Source organism: Actinoallomurus purpureus (genome assembly GCF_024055795.1).
GTDB classification, from domain to species: Bacteria; Actinomycetota; Actinomycetes; order Streptosporangiales; family Streptosporangiaceae; genus Actinoallomurus; species Actinoallomurus purpureus.
The window spans coordinates 1-22,863 of the sequence record NZ_JAMXMY010000028.1 but is presented as its reverse complement, the minus strand read 5'-3'; the positions used below and the strand labels follow the sequence as shown (position 1 = coordinate 22,863).

The 22,863-nt window shown below is 70.4% G+C and carries 17 protein-coding genes; 7 read left to right on the top strand and 10 right to left on the bottom strand.

Annotated features, from left to right (window positions below; translation table 11 throughout):
- Positions 1 to 45 precede the first annotated feature (45 nt).
- From NE236_RS37310 to NE236_RS37300, 3 genes are all read left to right on the top strand, one after another.
- Positions 46 to 2,643, top strand: a complete 2,598-nt coding sequence (locus NE236_RS37310; protein WP_252846988.1) for a class III lanthionine synthetase LanKC N-terminal domain-containing protein — start codon at positions 46 to 48, stop codon at positions 2,641 to 2,643.
- A gap of 176 nt (positions 2,644 to 2,819) precedes the next feature.
- On the top strand, positions 2,820 to 5,348 hold the full coding sequence (locus tag NE236_RS37305) for a hypothetical protein (RefSeq protein ID WP_252846987.1): 2,529 nt from the start codon (positions 2,820 to 2,822) through the stop codon (positions 5,346 to 5,348).
- Positions 5,349 to 5,353: 5 nt separating this feature from the next.
- A complete protein-coding gene (locus tag NE236_RS37300; RefSeq protein ID WP_252846986.1) occupies positions 5,354 to 8,647 on the top strand; it encodes an RICIN domain-containing protein in 3,294 nt (1,097 codons plus the stop codon).
- Positions 8,648 to 8,732: 85 nt separating this feature from the next.
- Here the strand turns inward: NE236_RS37300 and NE236_RS37295 are convergent, their stop codons facing one another.
- The 4 genes from NE236_RS37295 to gmd form a co-directional block, all read right to left on the bottom strand.
- Complete coding sequence (locus NE236_RS37295) at positions 8,733 to 8,957, bottom strand: hypothetical protein (protein ID WP_252846985.1); 225 nt, start codon at positions 8,955 to 8,957, stop codon at positions 8,733 to 8,735.
- 306 nt (positions 8,958 to 9,263) lie between these two features.
- On the bottom strand, positions 9,264 to 10,772 hold the full coding sequence (locus tag NE236_RS37290; protein WP_252846984.1) for an MFS transporter: 1,509 nt from the start codon (positions 10,770 to 10,772) through the stop codon (positions 9,264 to 9,266).
- Positions 10,769 to 11,038, bottom strand: a complete 270-nt coding sequence (locus NE236_RS37285) for a ubiquitin carboxyl-terminal hydrolase 14 (protein ID WP_252846983.1) — start codon at positions 11,036 to 11,038, stop codon at positions 10,769 to 10,771. The genes NE236_RS37290 and NE236_RS37285 overlap by 4 nt, the downstream gene beginning before the upstream one ends.
- Positions 11,039 to 11,109: 71 nt before the next feature.
- Positions 11,110 to 12,144, bottom strand: a complete 1,035-nt coding sequence (gmd, locus tag NE236_RS37280) for a GDP-mannose 4,6-dehydratase (protein ID WP_252847086.1) — start codon at positions 12,142 to 12,144, stop codon at positions 11,110 to 11,112.
- Between the two features lie 295 nt (positions 12,145 to 12,439).
- Here gmd and folP point away from each other — a divergent pair, with 295 nt between their 5' ends.
- Positions 12,440 to 13,282 carry a dihydropteroate synthase gene (folP, locus tag NE236_RS37275; protein WP_252847085.1) on the top strand — a complete coding sequence of 281 codons (843 nt, stop codon included), beginning with the start codon at positions 12,440 to 12,442 and terminating at the stop codon, positions 13,280 to 13,282.
- Between the two features lie 26 nt (positions 13,283 to 13,308).
- Here the strand turns inward: folP and NE236_RS37270 are convergent, their stop codons facing one another.
- Both NE236_RS37270 and NE236_RS37265 read right to left on the bottom strand, forming a co-directional pair.
- A complete protein-coding gene (locus NE236_RS37270) occupies positions 13,309 to 13,872 on the bottom strand; it encodes a CGNR zinc finger domain-containing protein (protein WP_252846982.1) in 564 nt (187 codons plus the stop codon).
- 138 nt (positions 13,873 to 14,010) lie between these two features.
- Complete coding sequence (locus NE236_RS37265) at positions 14,011 to 14,559, bottom strand: hypothetical protein (protein ID WP_252846981.1); 549 nt, start codon at positions 14,557 to 14,559, stop codon at positions 14,011 to 14,013.
- Between the two features lie 405 nt (positions 14,560 to 14,964).
- On the opposite strand from NE236_RS37265, the gene NE236_RS37255 reads away from it, so the two are divergent.
- The gene (locus NE236_RS37255) at positions 14,965 to 15,594 is read left to right on the top strand and encodes a PaaI family thioesterase (RefSeq protein ID WP_289851376.1); all 630 of its coding nucleotides are present in this window, start codon (positions 14,965 to 14,967) and stop codon (positions 15,592 to 15,594) included.
- A 49-nt stretch (positions 15,595 to 15,643) separates the two neighbouring features.
- On the opposite strand, the gene NE236_RS37250 is transcribed toward NE236_RS37255, so the two are convergent.
- From NE236_RS37250 to NE236_RS37235, 4 genes are all read right to left on the bottom strand, one after another.
- On the bottom strand, positions 15,644 to 17,428 hold the full coding sequence (locus NE236_RS37250; protein ID WP_252846980.1) for a S53 family peptidase: 1,785 nt from the start codon (positions 17,426 to 17,428) through the stop codon (positions 15,644 to 15,646).
- Between the two features lie 281 nt (positions 17,429 to 17,709).
- Positions 17,710 to 19,203, bottom strand: a complete 1,494-nt coding sequence (locus NE236_RS37245; protein ID WP_252846979.1) for a M1 family metallopeptidase — start codon at positions 19,201 to 19,203, stop codon at positions 17,710 to 17,712.
- Between the two features lie 63 nt (positions 19,204 to 19,266).
- Complete coding sequence (locus NE236_RS37240; protein WP_252846978.1) at positions 19,267 to 20,658, bottom strand: tryptophanase; 1,392 nt, start codon at positions 20,656 to 20,658, stop codon at positions 19,267 to 19,269.
- 184 nt (positions 20,659 to 20,842) lie between these two features.
- A complete protein-coding gene (locus NE236_RS37235; protein ID WP_252846977.1) occupies positions 20,843 to 21,112 on the bottom strand; it encodes a DUF1876 domain-containing protein in 270 nt (89 codons plus the stop codon).
- Positions 21,113 to 21,340: 228 nt separating this feature from the next.
- On the opposite strand from NE236_RS37235, the gene NE236_RS37230 reads away from it, so the two are divergent.
- Complete coding sequence (locus NE236_RS37230) at positions 21,341 to 21,796, top strand: MaoC family dehydratase (RefSeq protein ID WP_252846976.1); 456 nt, start codon at positions 21,341 to 21,343, stop codon at positions 21,794 to 21,796.
- Positions 21,797 to 21,908: 112 nt separating this feature from the next.
- Entirely contained in the window at positions 21,909 to 22,541 is a 633-nt protein-coding gene (locus NE236_RS37225) for a VC0807 family protein (RefSeq protein ID WP_252846975.1), read from the top strand.
- Positions 22,542 to 22,863: the final 322 nt, after the last annotated feature.

The following is a 22,863-nucleotide window of genomic DNA, read 5'->3' as shown; positions in this document are numbered from 1 at the left end:
GAGGTCCGCGCATGCTCCCCTGGCGTTATGAAAGTGGTGTCTGACATGGAGGGAAGAGACTCCGACGCCATCGAAAAAATCGTCAGGGAGCATGCGCGGACCGGCCATAGCGTTCACGTCGGACCGACGTGGCTGACGGTATTTCCCGACGGTGCCCCGTTGCCCGAGCACGGCTGGAAACTGCATGTCTCCTCCCGGTCGGCGGCCTTCGCCGCGCTGGTGGAGAGACTTCTTCCCCGGTTGCTCGCTGCGGGGTGTGTGTTCAAGCTCGCGCGCTCGCGCCGGGTGCTCGACAGGTTGAACAACGGGTACGACTCTCCAGCGACCGTCGGCAAGGCGTTCACGATCTATCCGGACCAGCGACGCCTCCGTGAGCTGGGCCTTGAGCTGGCCGAGCTCCTGCGCGGCCACCAGGGTCCGCGAGTGCTCAGCGACCGACGGGTGGACCAGGACGCACCCGTGTATTACCGCTACGGTCCTTTCAAGCAGCCAGAGGATTCCGGCGCGCGGGGACGGTTCGTCGCCCGGATCGACGGGCCCGGCGGCGAAGAGTTCGAGGGGCTTGCCGGTCTTCGGTACGAGCAGCCGTCCTGGGCCGTCGATCCGTTCACCGGCCGGCGTGCGGATGAAGAGACCGCTCTGACGGAACCGACGGTTCTCGGCCACCACTACCGGGTCGTCGCGGGGATCTACGAATCCGCGCGCGGCAACGTCTATCGCGCCGTCGATCAGCGCGATGGGATGAACGTCGTGGTCAAACAGGCGCGCGCTCTGGTGGACGAACACGCGGCCTCGGGCGACATCCGGATGCGCCTGCGCAACGAACGCCGTGTCCTGCAAATCCTCGAAGGCCGCCCCGGTGTTCCGCGATTTCTGGATCACTTCCGGCACGGCCAGGACGAGTTCTTGGTGACCTCTGACGTCGGCCCGATCAATCTCGCCGAGGACGTCGCCCGTAACGGCCCGTATCCGCTCGGGTCGCATCATGGTGCCGGCGACGGGCGTTCCCTCGAACGGCTCGGTAGGCGACTTGCTGAGATTCTCCTCGATCTTCATGCGCGCGGCATCGTCATGCGCGACCTCACGCCGAGGAACGTGGTGATCGACCGCGGCCGGGTCAGCGTTATCGACTTCGGGGTGGCGAGCTACGACGGCCTGCACATTCCCGGAGGGACCGAGGGCTACGCGCCGCCGCGGCAGCGGCGCGGCGAGCCGCCGCGGGACACCGATGATCTTCACGCCCTCGCGATGACGCTGCTGTTCGCGACGTCGTACCTGCGCCCGGTCACGCTGGGAGACGACGTCCAGCTGCCCCGCCGGCGCGCGCTCCAGACGATCCGGTTCGCCTACGGCGAGGAACCGACCGGGATGATCAGCATCATCGTGGACCTGCTCGGCGGCGACGACACCGCCCGGCGCGCACTGCGGCGGCTCGCGGCGGAAGAGATCTCCGCGCGGCCCCCGAGCGAGGAGAAGGTGAAACGGGTCGGGTTCCTGCCCGCGCCGCCGAGCGTCACCCCCGAACTCGCCGCGGACGTCGCCGGGAACCTTCTCGCCGATCTGCTCGGCCAGGCGCGCGGAATCCTGACCGGCACTCTGGGGCCGCGCAGCGCCGAGGTCCACCGCGGGATGGCGGGCATCGGCCTCGAGCTCCTGGAGCACCTGGGCGAGCCGGGTGTCGCGGATTCCCTGCACGATCTTGCGGCAGCCACCGCGCACGCCGCACCTCACCTGCCGCCGGGGTTGTTCCACGGCCGGACGGGTATCGACGTCTTCCTGAGCCGGGCGCGCGACCACGGCATCGAGCTTCCCGACGGTCACCTCGGCGCCCGCATCCCGGATGCGGAGTGGGAGCCGGAAGGGCTCGACCTGATCGCCGGGGCCGCCGGTGTCGGGATCGGCCACCTTCTGCTGTCGGAGCAGGACGGTGACCCCGCTCATCGTGCCGTCGTCCGTCGGTGCGTGGAGTCCGTCATGGAGGACGGTGGACTCGGCTCGACGGCCGACGGCGACAGGCCCCGCGATCGGGACCCTGTCGACCCTTACGCGGGGCTGGCGCGCGGCGACGCGGGCGCGATCGAACTGCTGATCAGTGTCGGTGAGCGCACCGGCGACCAGCGTCTGCTGACGGAGGCCGCCAAGCGCGCCGAGCGGCTGTCCGAGTATGCCGGATCATGGGTACGGCGGGCGCGCGAAGGATCCGCGCCGCCTCTCGCCTTCTCCTGGTGCCGGGGCCTGGCCGGCATCGCGCGCACGCTGCTCCACACGGGCGCGGCGCTCGACGACCCGGCTCTGACCGACCTCGCCAGGGAGGCCGGCGCGGCGATGGAGCTCTCCCTGCCCCGGATCGGCGTGCTCGACCAGTGCTGCGGCGCGGCCGGCATCGGCGACGCCCTCATCGATCTCGCCGTTCACGACGGGGATCCGCGGCGCTGGGACGCCGCACGCGCCGTCGCCGTGCAGATGCTGCTGCGCAGCGCCGGTCCGGTCGACCACCCGGTCTTCGTCAAGGATCCAGGTGGGGCCGGTGCCGCCTCTCTGTCGACCGGGCTGGCCGGGATTCTGGGCTTCTTCCGCCGGCTCGCCCGCCAGGGCGGCGAGACGGCTCTTCCCCTGCCGCCGATGACCCCCTTCACTGCATGACCCCCTTCACGGCGTGACGACTGCGCGCGGAGGCTCGGACTCCGACAGCTCGGCGTAAAAGCCACAAAAAGCAACAACTCTTGACATCAGTCACCAGAGCCACTCAGACTCACGTCACCGCGACAACGTTGTCATCGGTGCCCCCGCCCGAAACCACTGTGGCCCTGGAGAATTGCATGCCCAGACCGCCGCGCCTTTACGGCGCGACGCCCATGGCGATCGCCATGGGGACCATCCTCATCATCGGCACTGGTAGCGCGGCACACGCGGCCCCCGCCCCCGCCCCCGCCTCCACGACGCCCGCCTCGCAGCCCGCCGCCCGGTCGTACGGTCCGGCCGACGCCCTCCACGTCGCCGTCGCGGGCGACGGGACCGGCGGCTACCGCGCCGAGATCTATGACGGCACCCGGCTCGTCACCACCCGTGGCATGACCGGCAAGTACGACCTGACGGCCGTCCCCGGCACCAGCCTCAACCAACCGACCGGCGACGACCTGCTCGGGCATTCGACCGATGACCTCGACTGGGGCGGCCCCGGCTCCGGCGGCGGAGCGGTCACGAAGGCCACCGCGCCGGACGGGGCCTCCGCCGTCCGCTGGACCCTCCCGGGCGCGGAGAACAACACCTGGATCGAGGTGCCGGTCGCCGACGCCAAGGTCGGCACGACGTACCGGGCGACGGTGACGCTGCAGGGCACCGGCACGGTGTACCTCAACGTCTACGACGGCGCCCGCGACGTCGGCGGCACGCCGGTGACGCTCACGTCGCAGCCGCAGACGCTGACCCTCGACGTGCCGATCCCCGAGCACACGCGGACGCCGCAGTTCCAGATCCGCACCTCCGCCGCGGGCGATGTGAACCTGCTCGCCTGGAACACCTCGGTGCGGGCGGTCACCCGGCAGCCCGTCACCGACGCGAACCGGCTCGCCAACCGCTACACCACGGTGAACTACGACCCGGCGGCGGCGACGCTGACCCTCTCCGGCGCCACCGACAAGATCGGCTCCACCACCGTGACGCGGTCGGAGACCTACCGGTTCGTCGCCCCCAACGTGATCGACGCGCAGGTGCGGACCGCGACCAGCGGTGGCCCGGTCGTCTACTGGTACACCCCGTACACCGACTTCAAGGTCGGCCGGCCGCTGTGGACCGGCGGCGAGACGACGTCGTACGAGAGCCCGAATCCGGCCGACGCGCTGCTGGACTCGCCGGTTCCGGCCCTCGGCGCCTCCGACGGGACCTACACCTACGGGGTGGCCGGCGCCGCCACGTGGGACGAGCCGCTGCCGGGGTACTCCGCGCCGCACCTGGTCATCGACGGCTCCCGGCTGGCCGCCCCGCAGATCGGGACGGAGGCCGATCCGATCGTGCTCGGCGACGGGCAGACGCGGTCCTTCCGGAGCGTGTTCTACCGGTCGGCCGCCGGGTCGTACGGGCTCGCGCTCGGCGCTCAGCTGGCGACCGCCGAGGCGCTCGGGCTGAGCACGGCGGGCCGGACGATGCCCGCCTGGGGGAAGGCCGCCTCCGCCGCGGCGCTGCGCCGGGTCGCCGCGGACGAGTTCGCGACCATCGGCCGGATGACGGCCTACTGGGCGCGGATGACGACGGCGAGCGGGGTCAAGGCGCTCGCACCCAACCAGAAGTACGCCCACTTCGGCGCAACGACGTACATGCGCGACAGCTTCTGGACCACGCTCGGCCTCGACGGCACGCCGTACGCCAAGGACACCGAGAAGGAACTGCTCGCGCAGTTCACCCGCGCGATCCCGAGGTCGGGCGGCGAGGCCGGGCACACGCCCGTCACCGGCGGCGGGCCGTTCTTCGGCGACGAGAGCGGCCTGTACTACCTGATCCGGATGTACCACGACGCGACGACGTGGGGGCTGCCGGTCAAGGACACCGCGACGGCGAACCTCGTCCTGTCCTACATCCGGGCCCACCAGGTGAGCGGCGGCGCGTTCGTCACCGCCGGGCCGGTCGACAACGCCGGCTTCCAGATCACCCCCGACTCCTGGCTGGACGGCTACCTGTTCCCGACCGGGGCGGTCAACGCGTACGACCAGGGCCTGTACGTCGTCGCGCTGCGCGCCGCCAAGAGTCTCGGCGCGGACGTCGGCGACGCGGAGATCACCGCCGCGACCGGCGTCTACCGCAGGCTGTACGACGACCACCTCGGTTACGTGCGCTGGCTGTCGACCAAGGACTTCAAGTCCCCGGACGTCCTGGCCGGCGACGCCCTGTCGCTGTACCTGTTCGGCCGGCCGCTGCTCACCGACACGATGGTGCGGCGGACCTTCGCCGCGCAGGAGCGGACACCGTACGGGATGAAGGTGCTCGCCAAGGAGGACGGCGGAGCCGTCCCGCCGAGCGAGTTCCTGACGCTGACCAACGACCCGAAGACCGGCAAGGTCATCGGGCTCGGTGAGCCGGCCGGCTGGTACCAGAACGGCGCGAGCTGGCTCTTGTGGGAGTACCTCGCGGAGTACTCGGCGGCGCGGCACGGCGTGCACGCCGCCCGGGGCGCGATGCGCGACTCGATCGCCGCGGAGGTCGCCGCCACCCCGCTGTCGAAGGAGTTCAAGGTGACGCAGAAGAACGCCGACATCGCGGGCGCCGATCCCGCCTGGCCCTATCCGCTCGGCTCCAGCGGTCTCGACCGCCAGGGCTTCGGCTGGAACGCCGCCGTCGCGGCCTTCACGAGGTGATGATCATGCTGAAACACCGTAGCGGTGTCCTGCTCGCGCTGCTCGCCCTCTTCGTCTCCGTCGCCTCTGTCGTCGCGCCCGCGGCGTCCGCGCGGGCGGTGACCGGCACGGCCGTCACCGTGGACGGGACGAAGGGCGGCCGGACCTTCGACGGGCTCGGCGCCATCAGCGGCGGCGGCGGCAACTCGCGGCTGCTGCTGGACTACCCCGAACCCCAGCGCAGCCGGATCCTCGACTACCTGTTCAAGCCCGGTTACGGCGCCTCCCTGCAGATCCTGAAGGTCGAGATCGGCGGGGACATGAACTCCACCGACGGCGCCGAGCCCAGCCACATGCACACGCCCGACGACCTGAACTGCGACCGCGGCTACGAGTGGTGGCTGATGGAGCAGGCCAAGAAGCGCAACCCGGACATCAAGCTGGCCGCGCTGTCCTGGGGCGCGCCCGGCTGGATCGGCAAGGGCAGCTTCTGGACCCAGGACATGGTCGACTACCTGATGAAGTGGCTCGGCTGCGCGAAGACGCACCACCTGCCGATCGACTACCTCGGCGGCTGGAACGAGAACGGCTTCGACAAGGCCTGGTACGAGAGTCTCCACACGGCCCTGCGCGCGAACGGCTACGCGACCAAGGTCGTGGCCGCCGACTCCGGCTGGGACGTCGCCGACGCCATCGCCGCCGACCCGAAGTTCGGCGCCGCCGTGGACGTCGTCGGCGCGCACTACCCCTGCGAGGGCGGCGACGGCGGCAGCGCGAACACCTGCGACACCCCTGACGCCGCCAAGAACGTCGGCAAGCCGATCTGGGCCAGCGAGAACGGCTCCCAGGACTACGACAACGGCGCACCTTCGATGGCCCGCGCGATCAACCTGGGATACGTCGACGGCCGGATGACCTCGTTCATCAACTGGCCGCTGGTCGCGGCGCTGCCGCCCGGCCTGCCCTTCCAGACGACCGCGCTGACCGTGGACGACCAGCCGTGGTCGGGCCGGTTCGCGATCGGCAAGCAGGCGTGGGTGACCGCCCACACCACCCAGTTCACCCAGCCGGGCTGGGCGTACGTCGACAGCGCCAGCGGCCTGCTCGGCGGCGACCGCGCCAACGGCAGCTACGTCACGCTGAAGTCGCCGAACCACCGGGACTACAGCACCGTCGTCGAGACGACACGCGCCGCCGCCGACCAGACCGTCACCTTCACCGTCACGGGCGGACTGTCGACCGGGGCGGTCCACGTCTGGTCCACCGACCTGGCCTCGAAGAACGCCGCGGACGACTTCGCGCACGTCGCCGACGTCACGCCGGCCGGCGGGACCTACACGGTGACGCTGAAGCCGGGCCGCGTCTACACGCTGACGACCACGACCGGCCAGGGCAAGGGCACCGCGACGTCGGGGCCGTCGGCGGGCTTCGGACTGCCGTACTCCGACACCTTCGACCGGTCGCGGACCGGCGCGATCCCCGGCTACCTTGCCCCCCAGCACGGCTCCTTCGAGATCGTCCGCTGTGGCGCCGGACGGGCGGGCAAGTGCGCCCGCCAGATGTCGTCGGTCAAGCCGATCGTCTGGCATGACAACGCGGCGACGCCGTACGGCCTGATCGGCGACGGCACGTGGACGAACTACACGGTCAGCGCCGACGTCATGCTGGAGCAGACCGGTTCGGTGGAGCTCCTGGGCCGGTACGGCGGGCGCGACTACTGGGAGGTCGGCCACATCGACGCGTACTACCTGCGGGTCACCGACGCGGGCGACTGGTCGATCGTGCGCGGCGACACTGGGGGCGGGCTGACGACGCTCGCCTCGGGCAAGGTCGCGGCCCTCGGCCCCGTCAGCTGGCACCGGCTCGCGCTCACCTTCCAGGGCGACGCGATCACGGCGGCGATCGACGGCAGGCAGGTCGGCACCGCGCACGACTCCGCCTACGCCGCAGGACCGGCCGGCCTGGCGGTCGGCGTCGGCGACGGCGGGAACGTCGGCGGCGACCTCGTCACCGAGCCGACCGGCGACCTGGACTGGAACGGGCCGTACTCCCTCGACGGCGACGTGAGCGGGACGGTCGAGAAGGCGACCACACCGGACGGCAAGAGCGCGGTCCACTGGAAGATGGACGACGCGAAACAGAACACCTGGATCCAGTTCACCCCGACCGGGCTCGCGCAGGGCACCTCGTACAAGACGAGCATCACGCTCCAGGGCAAGGGGAACGTCTACCTCAACCTCTACAACGGCCAGAGCGACGTCGGCGGTCAGGCCGTCCAGCTGAGCGACACGCCGCAGACGGTCGAGGTGAAGACGACGATCCCCGGCGGGGACATCCGGCCGCTGCAGTTGCAGATCCGCACGGCCGGCGACGGGCCGGTCGACCTGCTGGCCTCCGGCGCGGCGATCTACAAGCAGATCCCCGGCGCGGGATGGCTGAACGCCCAGTTCGACGACCTCAAGGTGACGCCGGGGCAGAACGCCACCGCCGGCACGGCCTACAAGCTCGTGAACGCCGGCAGCGGCAAGGCACTGTCCGTCGCCGCCGACGGCACGAAGATCGCGCAGGCCGCCGACTCCGGAGCCGCGTCCCAGCAGTGGCACCTGGAGGGCCACGGCACCGGCTACCTGGAGGTCGTCGGTGCGGGCGGCAAGGTCCTCGCGTCACCGTCCGGGGCGACCGGCGCGCAGCTGGAGCAGCGCGCCGACACGCGGTCGGACCGTGAGCAGTGGCGTTTCGTCCCGACCGGCGACGGCCACTACACGCTCACGAACCGGGACAGCGGCAGGACTGCCGACGTCCGGGGCGGTTCGAAGGACGATGGCGCGGCGGTCGTGCAGAACCCCGGGTCCGGCGCGGCGAGCCAGCGATGGGAACTGGTGCCGGTCCCGACGGCGGGCGCGACGTACCGGCTGCAGAACGTCGGTAGCGGGCTGGTGATGGACGTCGCAGGGCAGTCGCGTGACGACGGCGGCAAGGTCGTGCAGTGGACCGACAACGGCGGGTCGAACCAGCAGTGGCGGCTCAAGCCGGCCGGATCCCGCTACGCCCTGGTCAACGTCAACAGCGGCAAGGTCCTCGACGTCCCGGCGGCGTCCACCGAGCCGGCGACCGACCTGGACCAGTGGACCGACAACGGCGGGGCGAACCAGCAGTGGCAGCTGACACCCGCGCCGGGCGGCGCGTACACGCTGACCAACGGGCACAGCGGGCTCGCGGTCGACATCTGGCAGCAGCGTAAGGATCCGGGTGCGGGCGTTCAGCAGAACACCCCGGACGGCGGCGCCAGCCAGCAGTGGCGGCTGATCCCGGTGTCCTGATCGCCGGCACCCCTCATTCCGCGGTGAGGCCGGGCCCTCGTGGGGGCGCGGCCTCACCGCAGTTCAGATGATCACGCGGCGCCGGTCAGTCCTCGTCGACGTCGTTGGAATTCTTCGTGACGAAGATGTTGCCACCACGAGCGTTGGCCAGCGCGCCACGATTTCTGAAGCTGCTGAAGAGGTTGAACGGGTCGTCACCCTTGACGAGTTGCGGTCGCGAACTCGCGTGCGCTGCGGAGACGGGCGCCGCGACACCGAGGGCCGCGGTTGCCACTACGGCGCCGGTCAGCATCATTGTCCGAAGCTTCATATCTACCCCTTCTATCTGGACGGCGGCATATCGGTGTGCCGCCGTATCGTCACCTTCCGTGAAATACCCTTAAGCTGTATGTCCTCCCGTGTTGGGCGGCAGCTTTGCGAATAATCTCCTTTGGGCGATTCGGCGAGAGTCTTTCGGCCGGTGATTGATCGCGTGTCATGCTCAATGGCGCAAATTGCCGACACTCGGGGACAAATGCCCCGGCCTAGACCGTGCGATACGCCGAAAAAGGGCGAAATGCCGCGAACGGGCGGCGGCTCCCGTGCGGCACCGCGCGGAACGGCGATACTCCCGAACTCAACGTGCCCCGCCGGCGGGTTCGGCGGTGATGCCGGGTTCGAGCGGTGGGGCGCCGACGGCGCAGTTGAAAGGGCACTCCGGGCGGGCGGTGGCCTGCTCGGGGCTGAGGGCGTCGTCGTGGACGGTGAAGAACGTCAGCACGGCGCCGACGGCCAGGAGAGCGGCCGCGATCATCATGGCGGTGTGGAAACCGTCGTCGAAGACGCGCGGGTTCGCGAAGGCGTTCCCGACGAGGCCGACCGCCGGCGGGATGCCCGCGACCGCGAGGAGGCCTGCCGCGCGGGCGACCGCGTTGTTGACGCCGCTCGCGACGCCGGCGTGCCGCACGTCGGCGGTGGCCAGCACGGTGGCGGTGAGCGGCGCGACCGTCGCCGACAGGCCCAGGCCGAAGACAAGGCCGGCGGGCAGCACGTCCATGACGTACGACGCGTGGGGACCGACGCGCAGGGTCAGCAGCATTCCGGCGCTGGCGAGGACCAGCCCGACCGTCATGGGCAGGCGGGGGCCGACGCGCTGGGCCAGGGCGCCCGCCCGGGAGGACAGCAGCAGCATCAGCACGGTGACCGGGAGGAGCGCCGTACCCGCGACGATGGGGGAGTAGCCGGCCACGACCTGCAGCTCGACGACGAGCAGGAAGAACTGCACGCTCATCCCGCCGTACACGATGAACGTCACCACGTTGACGGCCGTGAACTGGCCGGATCGGAAGATCCCGACCGGCAGCATGGCGCTCGGGCCGTGCCCGTCGGACCTGCGCCGCTCGACCACGACGAACGCCGCGCCCGCCGCGACGCCGATCACGGCGGTGAGAGCGACGGCGGCCGTCGACGTCCCCTTCGCGGGGGCCTCGGTCAGGGCGTACGTGACGCCGGCCAGCGCGAGGGCGGCGAGCGCCGCGCCCAGGACGTCGAAGCCCCGGTGCTCGCTCTCGTCGCGGCTCTCCGGGACGTGCCGGGAGGCGACGAGGATGACGACGGCGGCGAGCGGGAGGTTCAGCAGGAACGCCCAGCGCCATCCGGCCGCCGCGATGATCCAGCCGCCGAGGAACGGTCCGATCGCGCCCGCGACGCCGCCGAGCCCGGACCACGCTCCGACGGCCCGCGGCCGGTCGTCCTGCGCGAACGACGCCTGGATGATGGCCAGTGATCCGGGAGCGAGCAGCGCGCCGCCGACACCCTGCAGGGCGCGGGCGGCCACCAGCACCCCGATGCTCGGGGCGAGCCCGCACAGGGCGGACGCGATCGCGAACCACGCGACGCCGATCATGAAGACCTTGCGGCGGCCGTACCGGTCGCCCAGCGAGCCGCCGAGAAGGATCAGCCCGGCCAGCGTGAGGGTGTAGGCGTTCACGGTCCACTGCAGGCCCGCCACGGAGGCGTGGAAGTCCCTGCCGATGCGCGGCAGCGCCACGTTGACGATCGTGGCGTCCAGCATCGCCAGGCTGGAGCCGAGGACGGTGGCGGCAAGCACCCAGCGCCCGCGCGCCTCCGACAGCCGGAGGTTCAAACGATCACTTCATCGGTGTAGCACCAGCGCCAGTCCTCACCCGGCTCGAACGAGCGTACGACCGGGTGGGACGTCTCATGGTGGTGCGCCGTCGCGTGCTTGTTCGGCGAGGAGTCGCAACAGCCGACGTGCCCGCAGGTCAGGCACAGGCGCAGGTGGACCCAGCGGCCGCCGGTGCGCAGGCAGTCCTCGCAGCCCTCGGGAGTACGCGCGTCGGGAGGGGGTTCCGGCAGCGTGGACACGTGTTCGCAGGTCGATGTCGTCATAAAAGGCATACTCGCATGCCGCGGATGATCTCCGCCTCTCGCCAGGGTCAGGCCGAGCCCAGAGCCCGTTCTCACCAGTGGTCGAAGCTGAGCGGTTCGTCCTCCGGGCGGTCCGAGCGCGACAGCAGCACCAGGTCCGACTCCACCATCATGGCGACCAGTTCCTCGAACGACACGCCGGGCTCCCAGCCGAGCTGGTCGCGGGCCTTCTTCGGGTCGCCGCACAGCAGGTCGACCTCGGCCGGGCGGGTGAGCTCCGGGTCGGCGACCACGTGGTCCCGCCAGTCGAGACCGGCGGTGCTGAAGGCGAGCTCGACGAGTTCGCGCACCGCCTGGGTGCGGCCGGTGCCGATGACGTAGTCCTCCGGGGTGTCCTGCGCGAGCATCAGCCGCATCGCCTGGACGTAGTCGCCGGCGTACCCCCAGTCGCGCCGCGCCTCCAGGTTCCCGAGACGCAGCTCGTGGGCCAGCCCGAGCTTGATGCGCGCCACGCCCAGGGAGATCTTCCGGGTGACGAACTCCGAGCCCCGGCGCGGCGACTCATGGTTGAACAGGATGCCGCTGACCGCGAACATCCCGTACGACTCCCGGTAGTTCTGGGTGATGAAGTGTCCGTAGGTCTTGGCGACGCCGTACGGGCTGCGCGGGTGGAACGGCGTCCGCTCGTTCTGCGGCGTCTCGCGGACCTGGCCGAACATCTCCGAGGACGACGCCTGGTAGAAGCGGATCTGGCCGCCGCCGGGCGTGCGGGAGCCGCTGATGCCGCTGACCACCCGGATCGCCTCGAGCATCCGCAGCACGCCCATGCCGGTGACCTCGGCGGTGATCTCCGCCTGCTGCCAGGACATCGGCACGAAGGAGATGGCGCCGAGGTTGTACACCTCGTCGGGCCGCACCTTCTCGACGGCGGAGATCAGACTGCCCTGGTCCAGGAGGTCGCCGTAGACCAGCCGCACGTCGCCGATGTGCTTGCGCAGCCTGGACACGTGCGGGTTTGCCTGTCCCCGGACCAGGCCCCACACCTCGTACCCCTGGTCGAGCAGATGCTCGGCGAGGTACGAGCCGTCCTGCCCGGTGATCCCGGTGATGAGCGCTCGCGTGGTCAGCGGAACCTCCAAGCTCACGGGGCTTTGCCCGTTTCGTGTGACCCAGAGGTTAGCCGTACCACCGGGCGATGGCGATAGCGGCCCAAGATGACCCGAATCGGGTTCACCATCGCCGGTTCCGGCAGGGCCGCCCGCATAGGATGTCGTGGTGCGTGATGCGGGAGGGGGGCGACTCCGGGGTGCGGAGCCGCCGCAGACGGGCCCGGAAGCCACGGGGGATCCGGCCGACGCCGGGACGGGTCTGGTCCACCCGCGCCTCCGGCTCGGCGGACGGGCGCTCGACCGCTTCGTGGTGATGGCCGTGGTCAACCGGACCCCCGACTCCTTCTTCGACCGTGGGGCGACCTACGCCTTCGACGCCGCGCTCGCGGCCGTCGGCGCGGCGGTCGAGGCGGGTGCCGACATCGTGGACATCGGCGGGGTCAAGGCGGGTCCGGGCGAGGAGGTCGGGGTCGCCGAGGAGCTCCGGCGGGTCGTCGACCTGGTCGCGGCGGTGCGCGAGCGCCATCCGCATGTGATCATCAGCGTCGACACCTGGCGGGCGGAGGTGGGCGAGGCGGTCGCGCGGGCCGGAGCCGACCTGCTCAACGACACGTGGGGCGGGCCCGACCCGCGGCTGGCCGAGGTGGCGGCGGCGTACGACATCGGGCTGGTCTGCGCGCACGCCGGCGGCCTGCGCCCCCGGACCCGTCCGCACCGGGTGGCCTACGACGACGTGGTGGCGGACGTGATCCGCCACGTGACCGCCGAGGCCGAGCGGGCCGTCTCACTGGGCGTGCGCCCCGACGCGATCCTCATCGACCCCGCGCACGACTTCGGCAAGAACACGCGCCAGTCCCTGGAGATCACGCGCCGGCTGGGGGAACTGACCGCGACCGGGTGGCCCGTCCTCGTGGCGGTGTCGAACAAGGACTTCATCGGGGAGACGCTCGGCCGGCCGGTCGACAAGCGCGGCGTCGGGACGATGGCGGTGCTGGGGATCTCGGCCTGGCTGGGCGCCCGGGTCTTCCGGGTGCACGACGCCGACGGCGCCCGGCGGGCGCTCGACGCCGTGGCCGCGCTACGACGCGACGTCGTCGGCCCGGGGCGGAGCGGTCCCGCGACGGTCGTCCGTGGCGCCCCCGCGATTCACCCGTGACGACGCCGGGGCGGTGACGCGCGGGGTCAGCGCGTCGCGGACTCGCGCTGACGCGCCCGGTAGGCGGCGACGTGCATGCGGTTCCCGCACGTGCGGCTGTCGCAGTATCGCCGGCAGCGGTTGCGGGACAGGTCGACGAGCACGCGCGAGCAGTCGGGGGCCTCGCAGACGCGCAGGCGGTCGAGCTCGTCCGCGGCGATGACGTACGCGAGGGCGATGCCGCCCTCGGCCGCGAGGTGCTCGGCGAGCCGTGCGCCCGGTGCGAAGAAGTGCACGTGCCAGTCGTAGTCGTCGTGGTCGGTCAGGTGCGGCGAGGTGCGCGCCCCGGCGATGATCGCGTTGATCAGGCGTACGGCCGCGTCCTTGTCGTTCGCCGTCCGGAAGACCTCATGGAGCCGGTCGCGGAGACCGTGAGTGGCGATGAGGTCGGCGGCGTCGAGGTCGCGGGCGTCGCTCAGCCGGTTGTGGTCGACGAACTCCTGAAGGGCCGCCAGGTCGGGCAAGTGCTCGGTCTCGGTGGCCGGAGGCCCGGTGTTGACCAGCTCGACGACGATCTCGAGTGCGTGCTCGGTGTCATGGCTGAAAAGCACTTCGACTCCGTTCGGCCGTCATGGTCCTGGAGTAATCAGCGTACGCGCAAACGCTACTTACTTCGTATGCCGGTGCTCCTACTACACATTGTGGCGTCCTCGGCGACCCCCTCGTGCAGGAGGAGGAGCCGCGCCCGGTCAACGGGCGTAGAACGGATCGGCGATGACCGGGTAGAGGGCGTCGGCCTCCCGGTGCCCCACGGTCATCACCAGGGCCGAATCGTCCAGATCGTAGGCCGCGGGGATCGGACGGTAGAGCGCGTCGCACGCCCAGGGTGCGTGGAACCGGCCCACGGTCGCGCCGTACCGATCGTGGACGACGTCGTAGCCGCCGGAGGGCGTGGCGTCGAGCGACAGGCCCTCGCCGAGCCCGACGGCGAAGCGGAACTCCGCAGGCGCTCCGGGCCCGTGCGCCACAGTGATGAGGCGGATGCCCGTGGTGGTGGTCTGCGCGATCAGATCGGTGTCGGTGGCGACGCCGGGGAAGAGCCGCAGGCTCGGCCGGACGGCCGTGACGGCGTGATCGTCGGCGGGACCGGGCAGCCCGATCTGGAGGCGCTGCCCGTTCCGGGTCGGCACCCAGACGCCGTCGACCGCCCGGGGGCCCCAGGCGACGTCGGGATTGCGGGCCTCGGGCGGCTCGGACCGGCCGCGGATCGTGAGCACCTGACTCGCGGCGTCGATCACCGCAGACGCACCATCGCGCGCGTGTCTCATCCGGGTCCCCCTCTTTCGTGGTATTCGCGGTACGTCATAAGACGCCTATGGAAGCGGTCCGGTGGCCCTCTCGCAGGCGAAAGGCCGATATTTCCGGGACCGGCTGGCCAAGGTACCAGCAGACTTATGTGCTCATAGATGTATTTAGGAGGATTGAACGATGGCCCAGAGTGGCCAACTCTGCCGCCGATGATTCTTCAGGAGAGATCACGAAGCCGACTTAAATGATCTTCACCCGGCGTAATGCTCGGCCGTACTTTCTGGGTAATTCGCCCTATTGCCCGTAAAAGCGGCGGCGGGGTGGCGATCACGGCGCAGGCGGGCCACTGTCCGTAAACTCGGTACGGCGGATCAGGTGCGAGTCGAAGGAGTCCTATGGCCGAGCAAGCGGGGATGCCGCAGGAGCGGCCGGCGGCGCCGGAGCAACCGCAGCAGACGGGGCGGGCCGGTCCGCCGGAGCATCCGACGGCGTCAGGGCCGCCGGAGCCGGGGCGGTCGCCGGGGCCAGGTGGCACCGTCCGCATCGTCGACCTGCCGGAGTCGGACCAGAAGTCGATGCGGACCGCCCTGCGGCACGACACGCCGCTGCACGACCTGCTCGGCCTGGAGATGGTCGAGATGGGTGAGGACCACGCGGTGCTGTCCATGCCGATCCGGCCGCAGGCGTTCAACAGCACCGGCAACCTCCACGGCGGCGCCATCGCCACGCTCATCGACGTGGCGGCGGGCACGGCGGCGGCCCGGGGGAGCGGTTTCGAGCCGGGCCGGCAGAGTCTCGTAACGGCCGACCTGCACGTCCGGTACCTCGGCCGCCCGCACGGCGACGCCGTCTACGCGCGCGCCCGGGTGCTCAAGGCGGGCCGCCAGCTCATCGTCGTGGAGTGCAGGGTCACCGACGTGGAGGACCGCGTCATCGCGGCGGCCGACTTCAGCATGATGATCGTTCCGCTGCGCAAGCCCTTGCGGCCCGTCGCGAGCGCCAAGGACACCGACCCGGACCTGTGACCACCGCGGCCCGGCGCCCGGTCGCGCGCCGGGCCGACGAGGCATCCGGTCAGTTGCCGCCCGGGGTGCCACCCGGGTTGACGACCAGCGTGTTGAAGAACGCCGGCAGGTTCGGCGTGCCGAGACCCGTCGACAGGTCGAAGCCCGCCGTCGCCGGGTAGTACAGGTTGTTGCCCGCGACCACGTCGGTGTACGGCTTGTTCGCCCCGGCCGCGCTCGCCACGTGGTAGAAGGTGTCCGGGCCGAAGCAGTACAGGTGGATCCGCGTCAGCAGTCCCTGGTTCACCAGCGCCATGCCGGCCGCCCAGATGGGCGCCGCCGCGCTCGTACCACCGGACGACACCCACCGGCCTCGGTAGTAGATCGGCAGGTTGATCGCGGCCGCGGAGATGTCCGGCACCTGCCGGCCGCCACTGCCGGCGTACTGGTTGTTCGTGCCGGGCGCCGTCTGGAACTGCTGGTGCGAGAAGACCTTGCTCACTCCGCCACCGCTGCCCCACTGGTTCTCGCACCGGGACAGGTTCGAGCGGTCGGACCAGACGACCTCCTGCGTGCGGGCCCCATTCGGCGCGAGGTCCAGACGGGTGCCGCCCACCGCGACCGCGTACGTCGAGGTCGCGGGGAAGGACACGTCGAGCGAGCCGTAGGTCCGGTCGCTGTACGCCCCGCAGTCGCCGCTCGAGACGAACACCGTCATCCTCTCGGCCACGGTGAGGACGCGGAGGCTCTGGTCGATCGCCTGCATGATGGGCTGCGACAGGTAGCCCTCCGGGCCGCCCATGCTGATGCTGACGACGCTGCCCGGCCGCGGCACGTTGTAGTTGTCGTCGCTGATCCGCTGCAACGCGTCGTTGAGCGCGGTCCAGGAGTCGGCGCCGTTGCCGCTGTTCAGGAGGGCGGGGTCCTCCTGGTAGTCCACGATGCGCAGGTTGGGGGCCAGGCCCGCCAGCATCTGGATGTCGAGGGTGGCCTCGGCGCCGACCGCCGGCTCGCTCGCGCCGAGGTTCACGTTGCCCAGCTGGATGTGGGAGCCGGTGCACGCGACGTAGTTGGCGACGTCGTTCCGGTCGTACCCGTCCATCTCGACGAGGTTGACCGTCATGTTCTCGCCGCGCCAGCCCTGGTTCCACATCTGGTTGTAGCCGTACGCGGCGGCGACCCGGTCGCTCGAGGCGAACTTCTGCGGAAACCGCTGGATGCAGCTGGCCGCCCGCGTAGGGAGGGCGCGCCCGGGCACCGACGCGCCCAGCGCGCCGCGGGCCTTGGGGGCGGCGCTGTAACTCTCCAGGCCGGTCACGGCCAGGATGTACGGCGCGAGCTGCTCGGGGATCTGCGGCGGGTGCGACGGGTCGGGCGTGAAGTACGTGCGGCCGTTCAGCCGGTGCGTGACGAAGGACGTCCGGAGCAGCTTCGCGGCCTGCCCGGCCTTGACGTCGAAGGTCACGCTCGTACGCGTCTTGCTGGTCTTGGCCTGGATGTGGGCGTTGCCCAGGTACGCCTGAACCTTCTGGATCGTCTCGTCGCTGACGCCGAGCTGTTTGCCCACGTCACCGGCGCTCTGGGCCGGACTCTTACCGTGCCCGAACTTCTTCCACGCGGCGTCGCTGACCTTCAGCGTGACGCCGACGTGCAGCGTCCTGTCCTCCGGGACCCGGCCGGTGACCGGCGCCTTCAGCGCCTTGTCCGGGATCCCGAGGTTGAGAGCCGTGAACTTCCACGATGCGGCGGCGGTCGGTGATGCCGACGGCTTGCCGGAGTTCCCCGAACTCCCGCATCCGCTCAACACGGTCAGTGCGAGCAGCACTCTGAGACATGCGGCCCGGCGCTTGCGCACGGATGTACCCCGTTTCCTCGTCTGGGACTGCCGACACGCACGGGTGGACCGTGCGTGAGCGCTCAGACGAGCGCGACTTGTCGCCGGTTCCACACGTTAAGGGGGTTTCCGTCTTCCAGACCGCGGAGGCGAGCCTGGGGCTGGTGTGACACCAGTAGCCGGATGGCCACTCTTGGTGCGTGTGCTCGCATACGATGGCAGAACGGGCCATACCCGAGCAACAGGCCGGCCACGTGTCCGGCGGAGCGCCGGGCACGTGGCCGGTACGGGATCGTGCGTGGTCAGCCGCGGGGTGCCGGGGCGTGCAGGGCGGCGTGCGCCTGCCGGATCTGGGGCCACGACTTCGGCGTGCCCGCCGTGGCGGTCCGCTGCGGCGGCCCGGCCGGGCGGCCGGGGGTGAACAGCCAGGTCTGGAACAGATCACCGAGCTTGTGACCGGAGACCCGCTCGGCGTGCGCGATGAACTCCGGGATCGTCGCGTTTCCGTACTTCTTCAGCGCCGCCCAGGTGCGCAGGATCGTGAAGAACGCCCGGTCGCCGACCTTCGCCCGCAGCGCCTGTAGGGTGAGCGCGCCACGGTCGTAGACGGCGTCGTGGAACTGGTTCTCGCCCGGCCCCGGGTCGCCCGGCTTCACCTGCCAGAACGGGTCGTCGGCCGGATAGGAGTCGTAGGTCTTCTGGGCGAGTTCGGCGGCCGTGCCCTCGCCGTGCTGCTCCGACCAGAGCCACTCGGCGTACGTCGCGAACCCCTCGTTCAGCCAGATGTCGCTCCACCGGGCGAGGGAGACGCTGTCCCCGAACCACTGATGGGCGTTCTCGTGGACGACGAGGTACGGCCGGGGTCCGTTGCGGAAGCCGTACGGGCTGTAGAACACCCGCGTCTGGGTCTCCAGGGCGAAGTGGGAGGTCACGTTGGGGACGTAACCGCCGACCGAGGTGAACGGGTAGGGGCCGAAGATCCCGCTCTCCCAGTCGACGACCTCGGCGGTGCGCTCGACGCTCGCCTTGGCCGCCGCCGCGCGGTCGGCGGGCAGGTCGGGGCTGTAGGCGGTGATGACGGGCAGCCCGTTCTTCGTCCGGGAGTGGTGGACGTCGAACTTCCCGACCGCCAGCGTCGCCAGGTACGTCGCCTGCGGCCGGGTCTCGCGCCAGCCGTACCGCGTCCAGCCGTTCGCGCTTCGGGCACCGGTCGGCTCGCCGTTGCTGATCGTCTGCAGGCCGTTCGGCACGGTGATCTGGACGTCGTAGGTGGCCTTGTCGAGCGGGTGGTCGTTGCTCGGGAACCACCACCAGGCGCTCTCCGGCTCCTGGGCGGCCACGGCCCCGTCCGGGGTCCGGGCCCAGCCGACGTAGTCGTTGTACTTCTTCGTCGACGGGACGCCGGAGTACCGGACGACGACGGTGAGCGGCCGGCCCTTGTGGAGGGTGGCCGCCGGTGTGATCACCAGCTCGTGGGCACCGGAGGTGGCGAACCGCGCCGCCCGCCCGTTCACCGTCACGGACGAGACGTCGAGCAGGAAGTCCAGGTCGAAGCGGGTGAGGTCCTGCGTCGCCCGCGCGGTGATCGTGGCCGTCCCGTCGAGACGGTCATCGGACGGCCGGTACCTCAGATCCAGGCCGTAATGGGCGACGTCGTAGCCGCCGTTGCCGTAGTCGGGATAATAGGGGTCACCGATGCCCGGGGCGCCGGGGCCTGCGTCCGCATGGGCGGCCGTGGCCGCCAGGAGGACACCGGTGGCGGCGGCCACCACGGCGGTCAGTCGTGTGCTGCGCATTCGCTCTCCCGCATTTCTCCGAGTCAACCTACCCGGATAATAGAGATCTTTCGGGTGCGGGTCTCAGGGTCGGGCCGACGGAGGATCCACGGGCGCCAGGGTCGCGTTGAAGTGCCGCAGGATCGGGGGAGTGGTGACCAGGCGATACCCCGACACGCTCTCGGCGCGCTTGGCCACGGCGGCGATCACCTCGGCGACGTACTCGAGGTGGCTCTGCGTGTACACCCGGCGCGGCAGGGCGAGGCGGAGCAACTCGTACGGCGCCGGCGTCAGGAGCCGCCCGTCGGCGTCGACATCGCCGAGGAAGAGGGAGCCCAGCTCCACCGAGCGGATGCCGCCTTCGAGGTACAGCGCACACGCCAGCGCGTGACCCGGGAACCGCTCCGGCGGAATGTGCGGCAGCAGGCGACCGGCGTTCAGGTAGATGCCGTGGATCCCCGGCGGCCGTACGATGCTGACGCCGGCCGTGGTGACGAGTTCGGCGAGGTGAGCGGCCGCGTCGGTCCGTGCGCGCAGATAGTGCGGATCGGTGACCTCGACCAGCCCCTGTGCGAGCATCTCCAGGTCCCGGCCCGCCAGACCGCCGTACGTCCGGAAGCCCTCGGTGGCGGTCAGCGTGAGTTCGCAGCGTCCGGCCACCTCGTCGTCGCGGAGTGCGAGCAGGCCTCCGATGTTGCCGATCCCGTCCTTCTTCAGGCTCGCCAGGCAGCCGTCGGCCAGCCGGAACGCCGCCTTCGCCACCTCGCGGGGAGAGGAGTTCTCATAACCGGGCTCGCGCTGGGTCACCAGCCAGGCGTTCTCCGCGAACCGCGCGGCGTCCAGGAAGAACGGCACCGCGTGTCGGCGGCAGATCTGCGAGGCGGCCTCGATGTTGGCCATGGACACCGGTTGCCCACCGCCTCCGTTGTTGGTGATCGTCATGATCACCAACCCGACCCGGTCGGCGTCCGGGCCGGTCAGCGTCGCCTCCAGCGCCGCCAGATCGATGTTCCCCTTGAACGGCTCGTCGCTGTCGAGATCCTTCATCTCCAGGCAGGGCAGGTCGCGTGCCTCGCACCCCGCCAGTTCGGAGTTGGCGCGGGTGGTGTCGAAATGGGTGTTGCTGAGGGTGATCTGGCCCGGCTTCAGCAGCGTGGAGAACAGGATCCGTTCCGCGGCCCGTCCCTGATGGACGGGGAAGATGTGCGGAAAGGACGTCAGCTCGTCGACGACCTCACGGAACCGCTCGAACGACCGCGCGCCCGCGTACGTCTCGTCGCCGAGCGCGGCGGCCGCCTGCTGGGCGGCGGACAGGGCACCGGTTCCGGAGTCGGTGAGCAGATCGATGGTGACGTCGTCCGCTCGGAGATTGAACAGATTGTGACCCGCACGGTCCAGCGCCTTCTCGCGCTCGACCCGAGTGGTCACCGGGATGGGCTCGACGACCTTGATGCGGTACGGCTCCATGAGGGGCATGCCGACGCTCCTTGCTGCACCCGAGACGGTTTTCGGGCAACCGATAATCCGGGTTAGGAGCATAGTGGTCATATGGCCCGTTTACTGTACTTTTCGCCCGTCTGTCACTGTGTCGCCGTGCCCGTGTTGGCGAAATGTCCGTTTTGGCGTCCTGCCTCCCCGGTCGTACGGTGGGTCGCACCGATCAGCGGATCAGCGTGACGTGCTCGTGGGTCACCCCCTCGATGTCCGCCGCGGCGAGGTCGAGCAGCCGGTGCGCAAGGTCGGACAGCGCCCGAGACGTCGCGAGCTCCGCGCCGATCCGGGGGACGTCCCAGTCGGCGGGGTTGCAGCGCGCCCTGCCTCGGCCGCGCACGCGCTCGGCGTCCCCCGCGACGAGCCTCGCCTCCGCGTGCGTCTCGCCATCGTGTTCATCGAGGTAGACCTCGACGGACCAGCGATCCTCCGTTCTCATCTCCGCCTCCTTCGAAACCGGGCCTTTTACTCCTGAGGGTCCCCTTGCATCCACTGCGTCGTCAGGGGCGAAGGTCCCCGATCGCGCCGCCGGTCGCGGACGCGGGCCGTGCTCTTCTCTGGCGGCCGGCGGAGGCGTCGCGTCCGGCCGTGGTTCCGGCGCCGATGACAACGCGCCGGGGAGCGGCTAGCTTACCCTAACCGAATATCGTTCTAGTGGGGGCGGGTCATGCGCATCTTCGCCGATCTGGACGAGTACATCGCGGCCAAGGGGGAGCACCTCGGCCACAGCGAATGGCAGGAGGTCACGCAGGACCAGGTGAACCTGTTCGCCGACGCGACCGACGACCACCAGTGGATCCATGTCGACGTCGAGCGCGCCGCACAGGGGCCGTTCGGCGGCACCATCGCGCACGGGTATCTGACCCTCGCGCTGCTGCCCTCCTTCATGATGCGGATCTTCCGGATCGACGGCCTGAAGATGGGCGTCAACTTCGGCCTGAACAAGGTGCGCTTCCCGAGCCCGGTGAAGGTCGGCGCCCGTATCCGCGCGGGCGCCGAACTGACCGACGTGAAGAACACCCCTGCCGGCAAGCTGGCGTTCGTGACGATGACGATCGAGGTCGAAGGGCAGGACAAGCCCGCCTGCGTCGCGGAGACGCTGTCCCTCTATATCGCTGAATAAAGGGACTCTGGACAAGCCGGGGCATATGTCGGAAGCGGCCGACTCGGTGGTGATCTTCGCGTACCGTGGTCCGGGTCCTGGTGAAGTCGATCGATCGGGAGTCGCCCGGCACATGGAATCACCGCATCGGTTCGAGATTCCCTGCCTGACCTCTCTCCTCCTGCACGCGCTGCCCAGAGTCGTCGAAGGCATGATCGCCCCCGTCGCCGTGTTCTACGCGGGCCTCCTCCTGCTCGGGTTCAACGGCGCGCTCGTGACCGCGGTCGCCTGGGTCTACGGCGGGATCCTCGTCCGCGTCGTGCGGCGCCGGCCGGTGCCCGGCACGCTCCTGCTCGCGGCGCTCGGCGTGACCGCCCGCGCCGCCCTAGCGGCCGTGACGGGCAGTGCCGTCGTCTACTTCCTGCAGCCGACCCTCGGCACCATGCTCGTCGCGGTCTCGTTCCTGGCCTCGGTGCCGCTCGGCCGTCCCCTCGCCGCCAAGGTCGCCACCGACCTGGTGCCGCTGCCGGAGGCGTTCCTCGCCCACGACCGCGTCCGCCGCTTCTTCCTGCGAATCTCGCTGCTGTGGTCGTTCACCTTCACGCTCAACACCGCCATCAGCCTCTGGCTGCTGTTCAACCAGTCGATCGGCACGTACCTATGGGTGCGGACCACGGCGGTGGCGTTCCTGGGCGCGACCGCGGTGCTGATCTCGGTATGGGGTTTCAAGCGCTGCGTGAACCGCGTCACCGCCGTCCCCGCCTGACCGCGACGGCAGTCCGGCCCCGCCGGCGGCCGTCGCCCCTGACCGGATGGCCAGAACCCGGTGACTCCGGCCGAACCGACGCGCCGCACGTGACATCTCTCGATATGAGGGCATCCGGCTCTCGACACTGATCGCCGTCCCAGATCGAGGGAGAGGTTCACGTTGACTTCCTCCCCCTTCTGAAGAAAGGGGGAGTCCCATCGGCCTTGTGGCCGATCCGGCCTTTAGGCCGGGCGCCTCACGGCGCGGGTTTCCTGTTTCAGCGCCGACTGCGGAAGGGAGGACCCTTGCCGTCTGACACCAGCTCCACAGGCATCACCGG

Coding starts and splice junctions, on each gene's coding strand:
- NE236_RS37305 (WP_252846987.1), top strand. CDS start 2,820: ATGCCCAGACCGCCGCGCCTTTACGGCGCGACGCCCATGGCGATCGCC.
- NE236_RS37235 (WP_252846977.1), bottom strand. CDS start 21,112: ATGAGAACGGAGGATCGCTGGTCCGTCGAGGTCTACCTCGATGAACAC.
- NE236_RS37240 (WP_252846978.1), bottom strand. CDS start 20,658: ATGCCCCTCATGGAGCCGTACCGCATCAAGGTCGTCGAGCCCATCCCG.
- NE236_RS37245 (WP_252846979.1), bottom strand. CDS start 19,203: ATGCGCAGCACACGACTGACCGCCGTGGTGGCCGCCGCCACCGGTGTC.
- NE236_RS37295 (WP_252846985.1), bottom strand. CDS start 8,957: ATGAAGCTTCGGACAATGATGCTGACCGGCGCCGTAGTGGCAACCGCG.
- NE236_RS37255 (WP_289851376.1), top strand. CDS start 14,965: ATGGCCGAGCAAGCGGGGATGCCGCAGGAGCGGCCGGCGGCGCCGGAG.
- NE236_RS37225 (WP_252846975.1), top strand. CDS start 21,909: ATGGAATCACCGCATCGGTTCGAGATTCCCTGCCTGACCTCTCTCCTC.
- NE236_RS37285 (WP_252846983.1), bottom strand. CDS start 11,038: ATGACGACATCGACCTGCGAACACGTGTCCACGCTGCCGGAACCCCCT.
- NE236_RS37300 (WP_252846986.1), top strand. CDS start 5,354: ATGCTGAAACACCGTAGCGGTGTCCTGCTCGCGCTGCTCGCCCTCTTC.
- folP (WP_252847085.1), top strand. CDS start 12,440: ATGGCCGTGGTCAACCGGACCCCCGACTCCTTCTTCGACCGTGGGGCG.
- NE236_RS37230 (WP_252846976.1), top strand. CDS start 21,341: ATGCGCATCTTCGCCGATCTGGACGAGTACATCGCGGCCAAGGGGGAG.
- NE236_RS37310 (WP_252846988.1), top strand. CDS start 46: ATGGAGGGAAGAGACTCCGACGCCATCGAAAAAATCGTCAGGGAGCAT.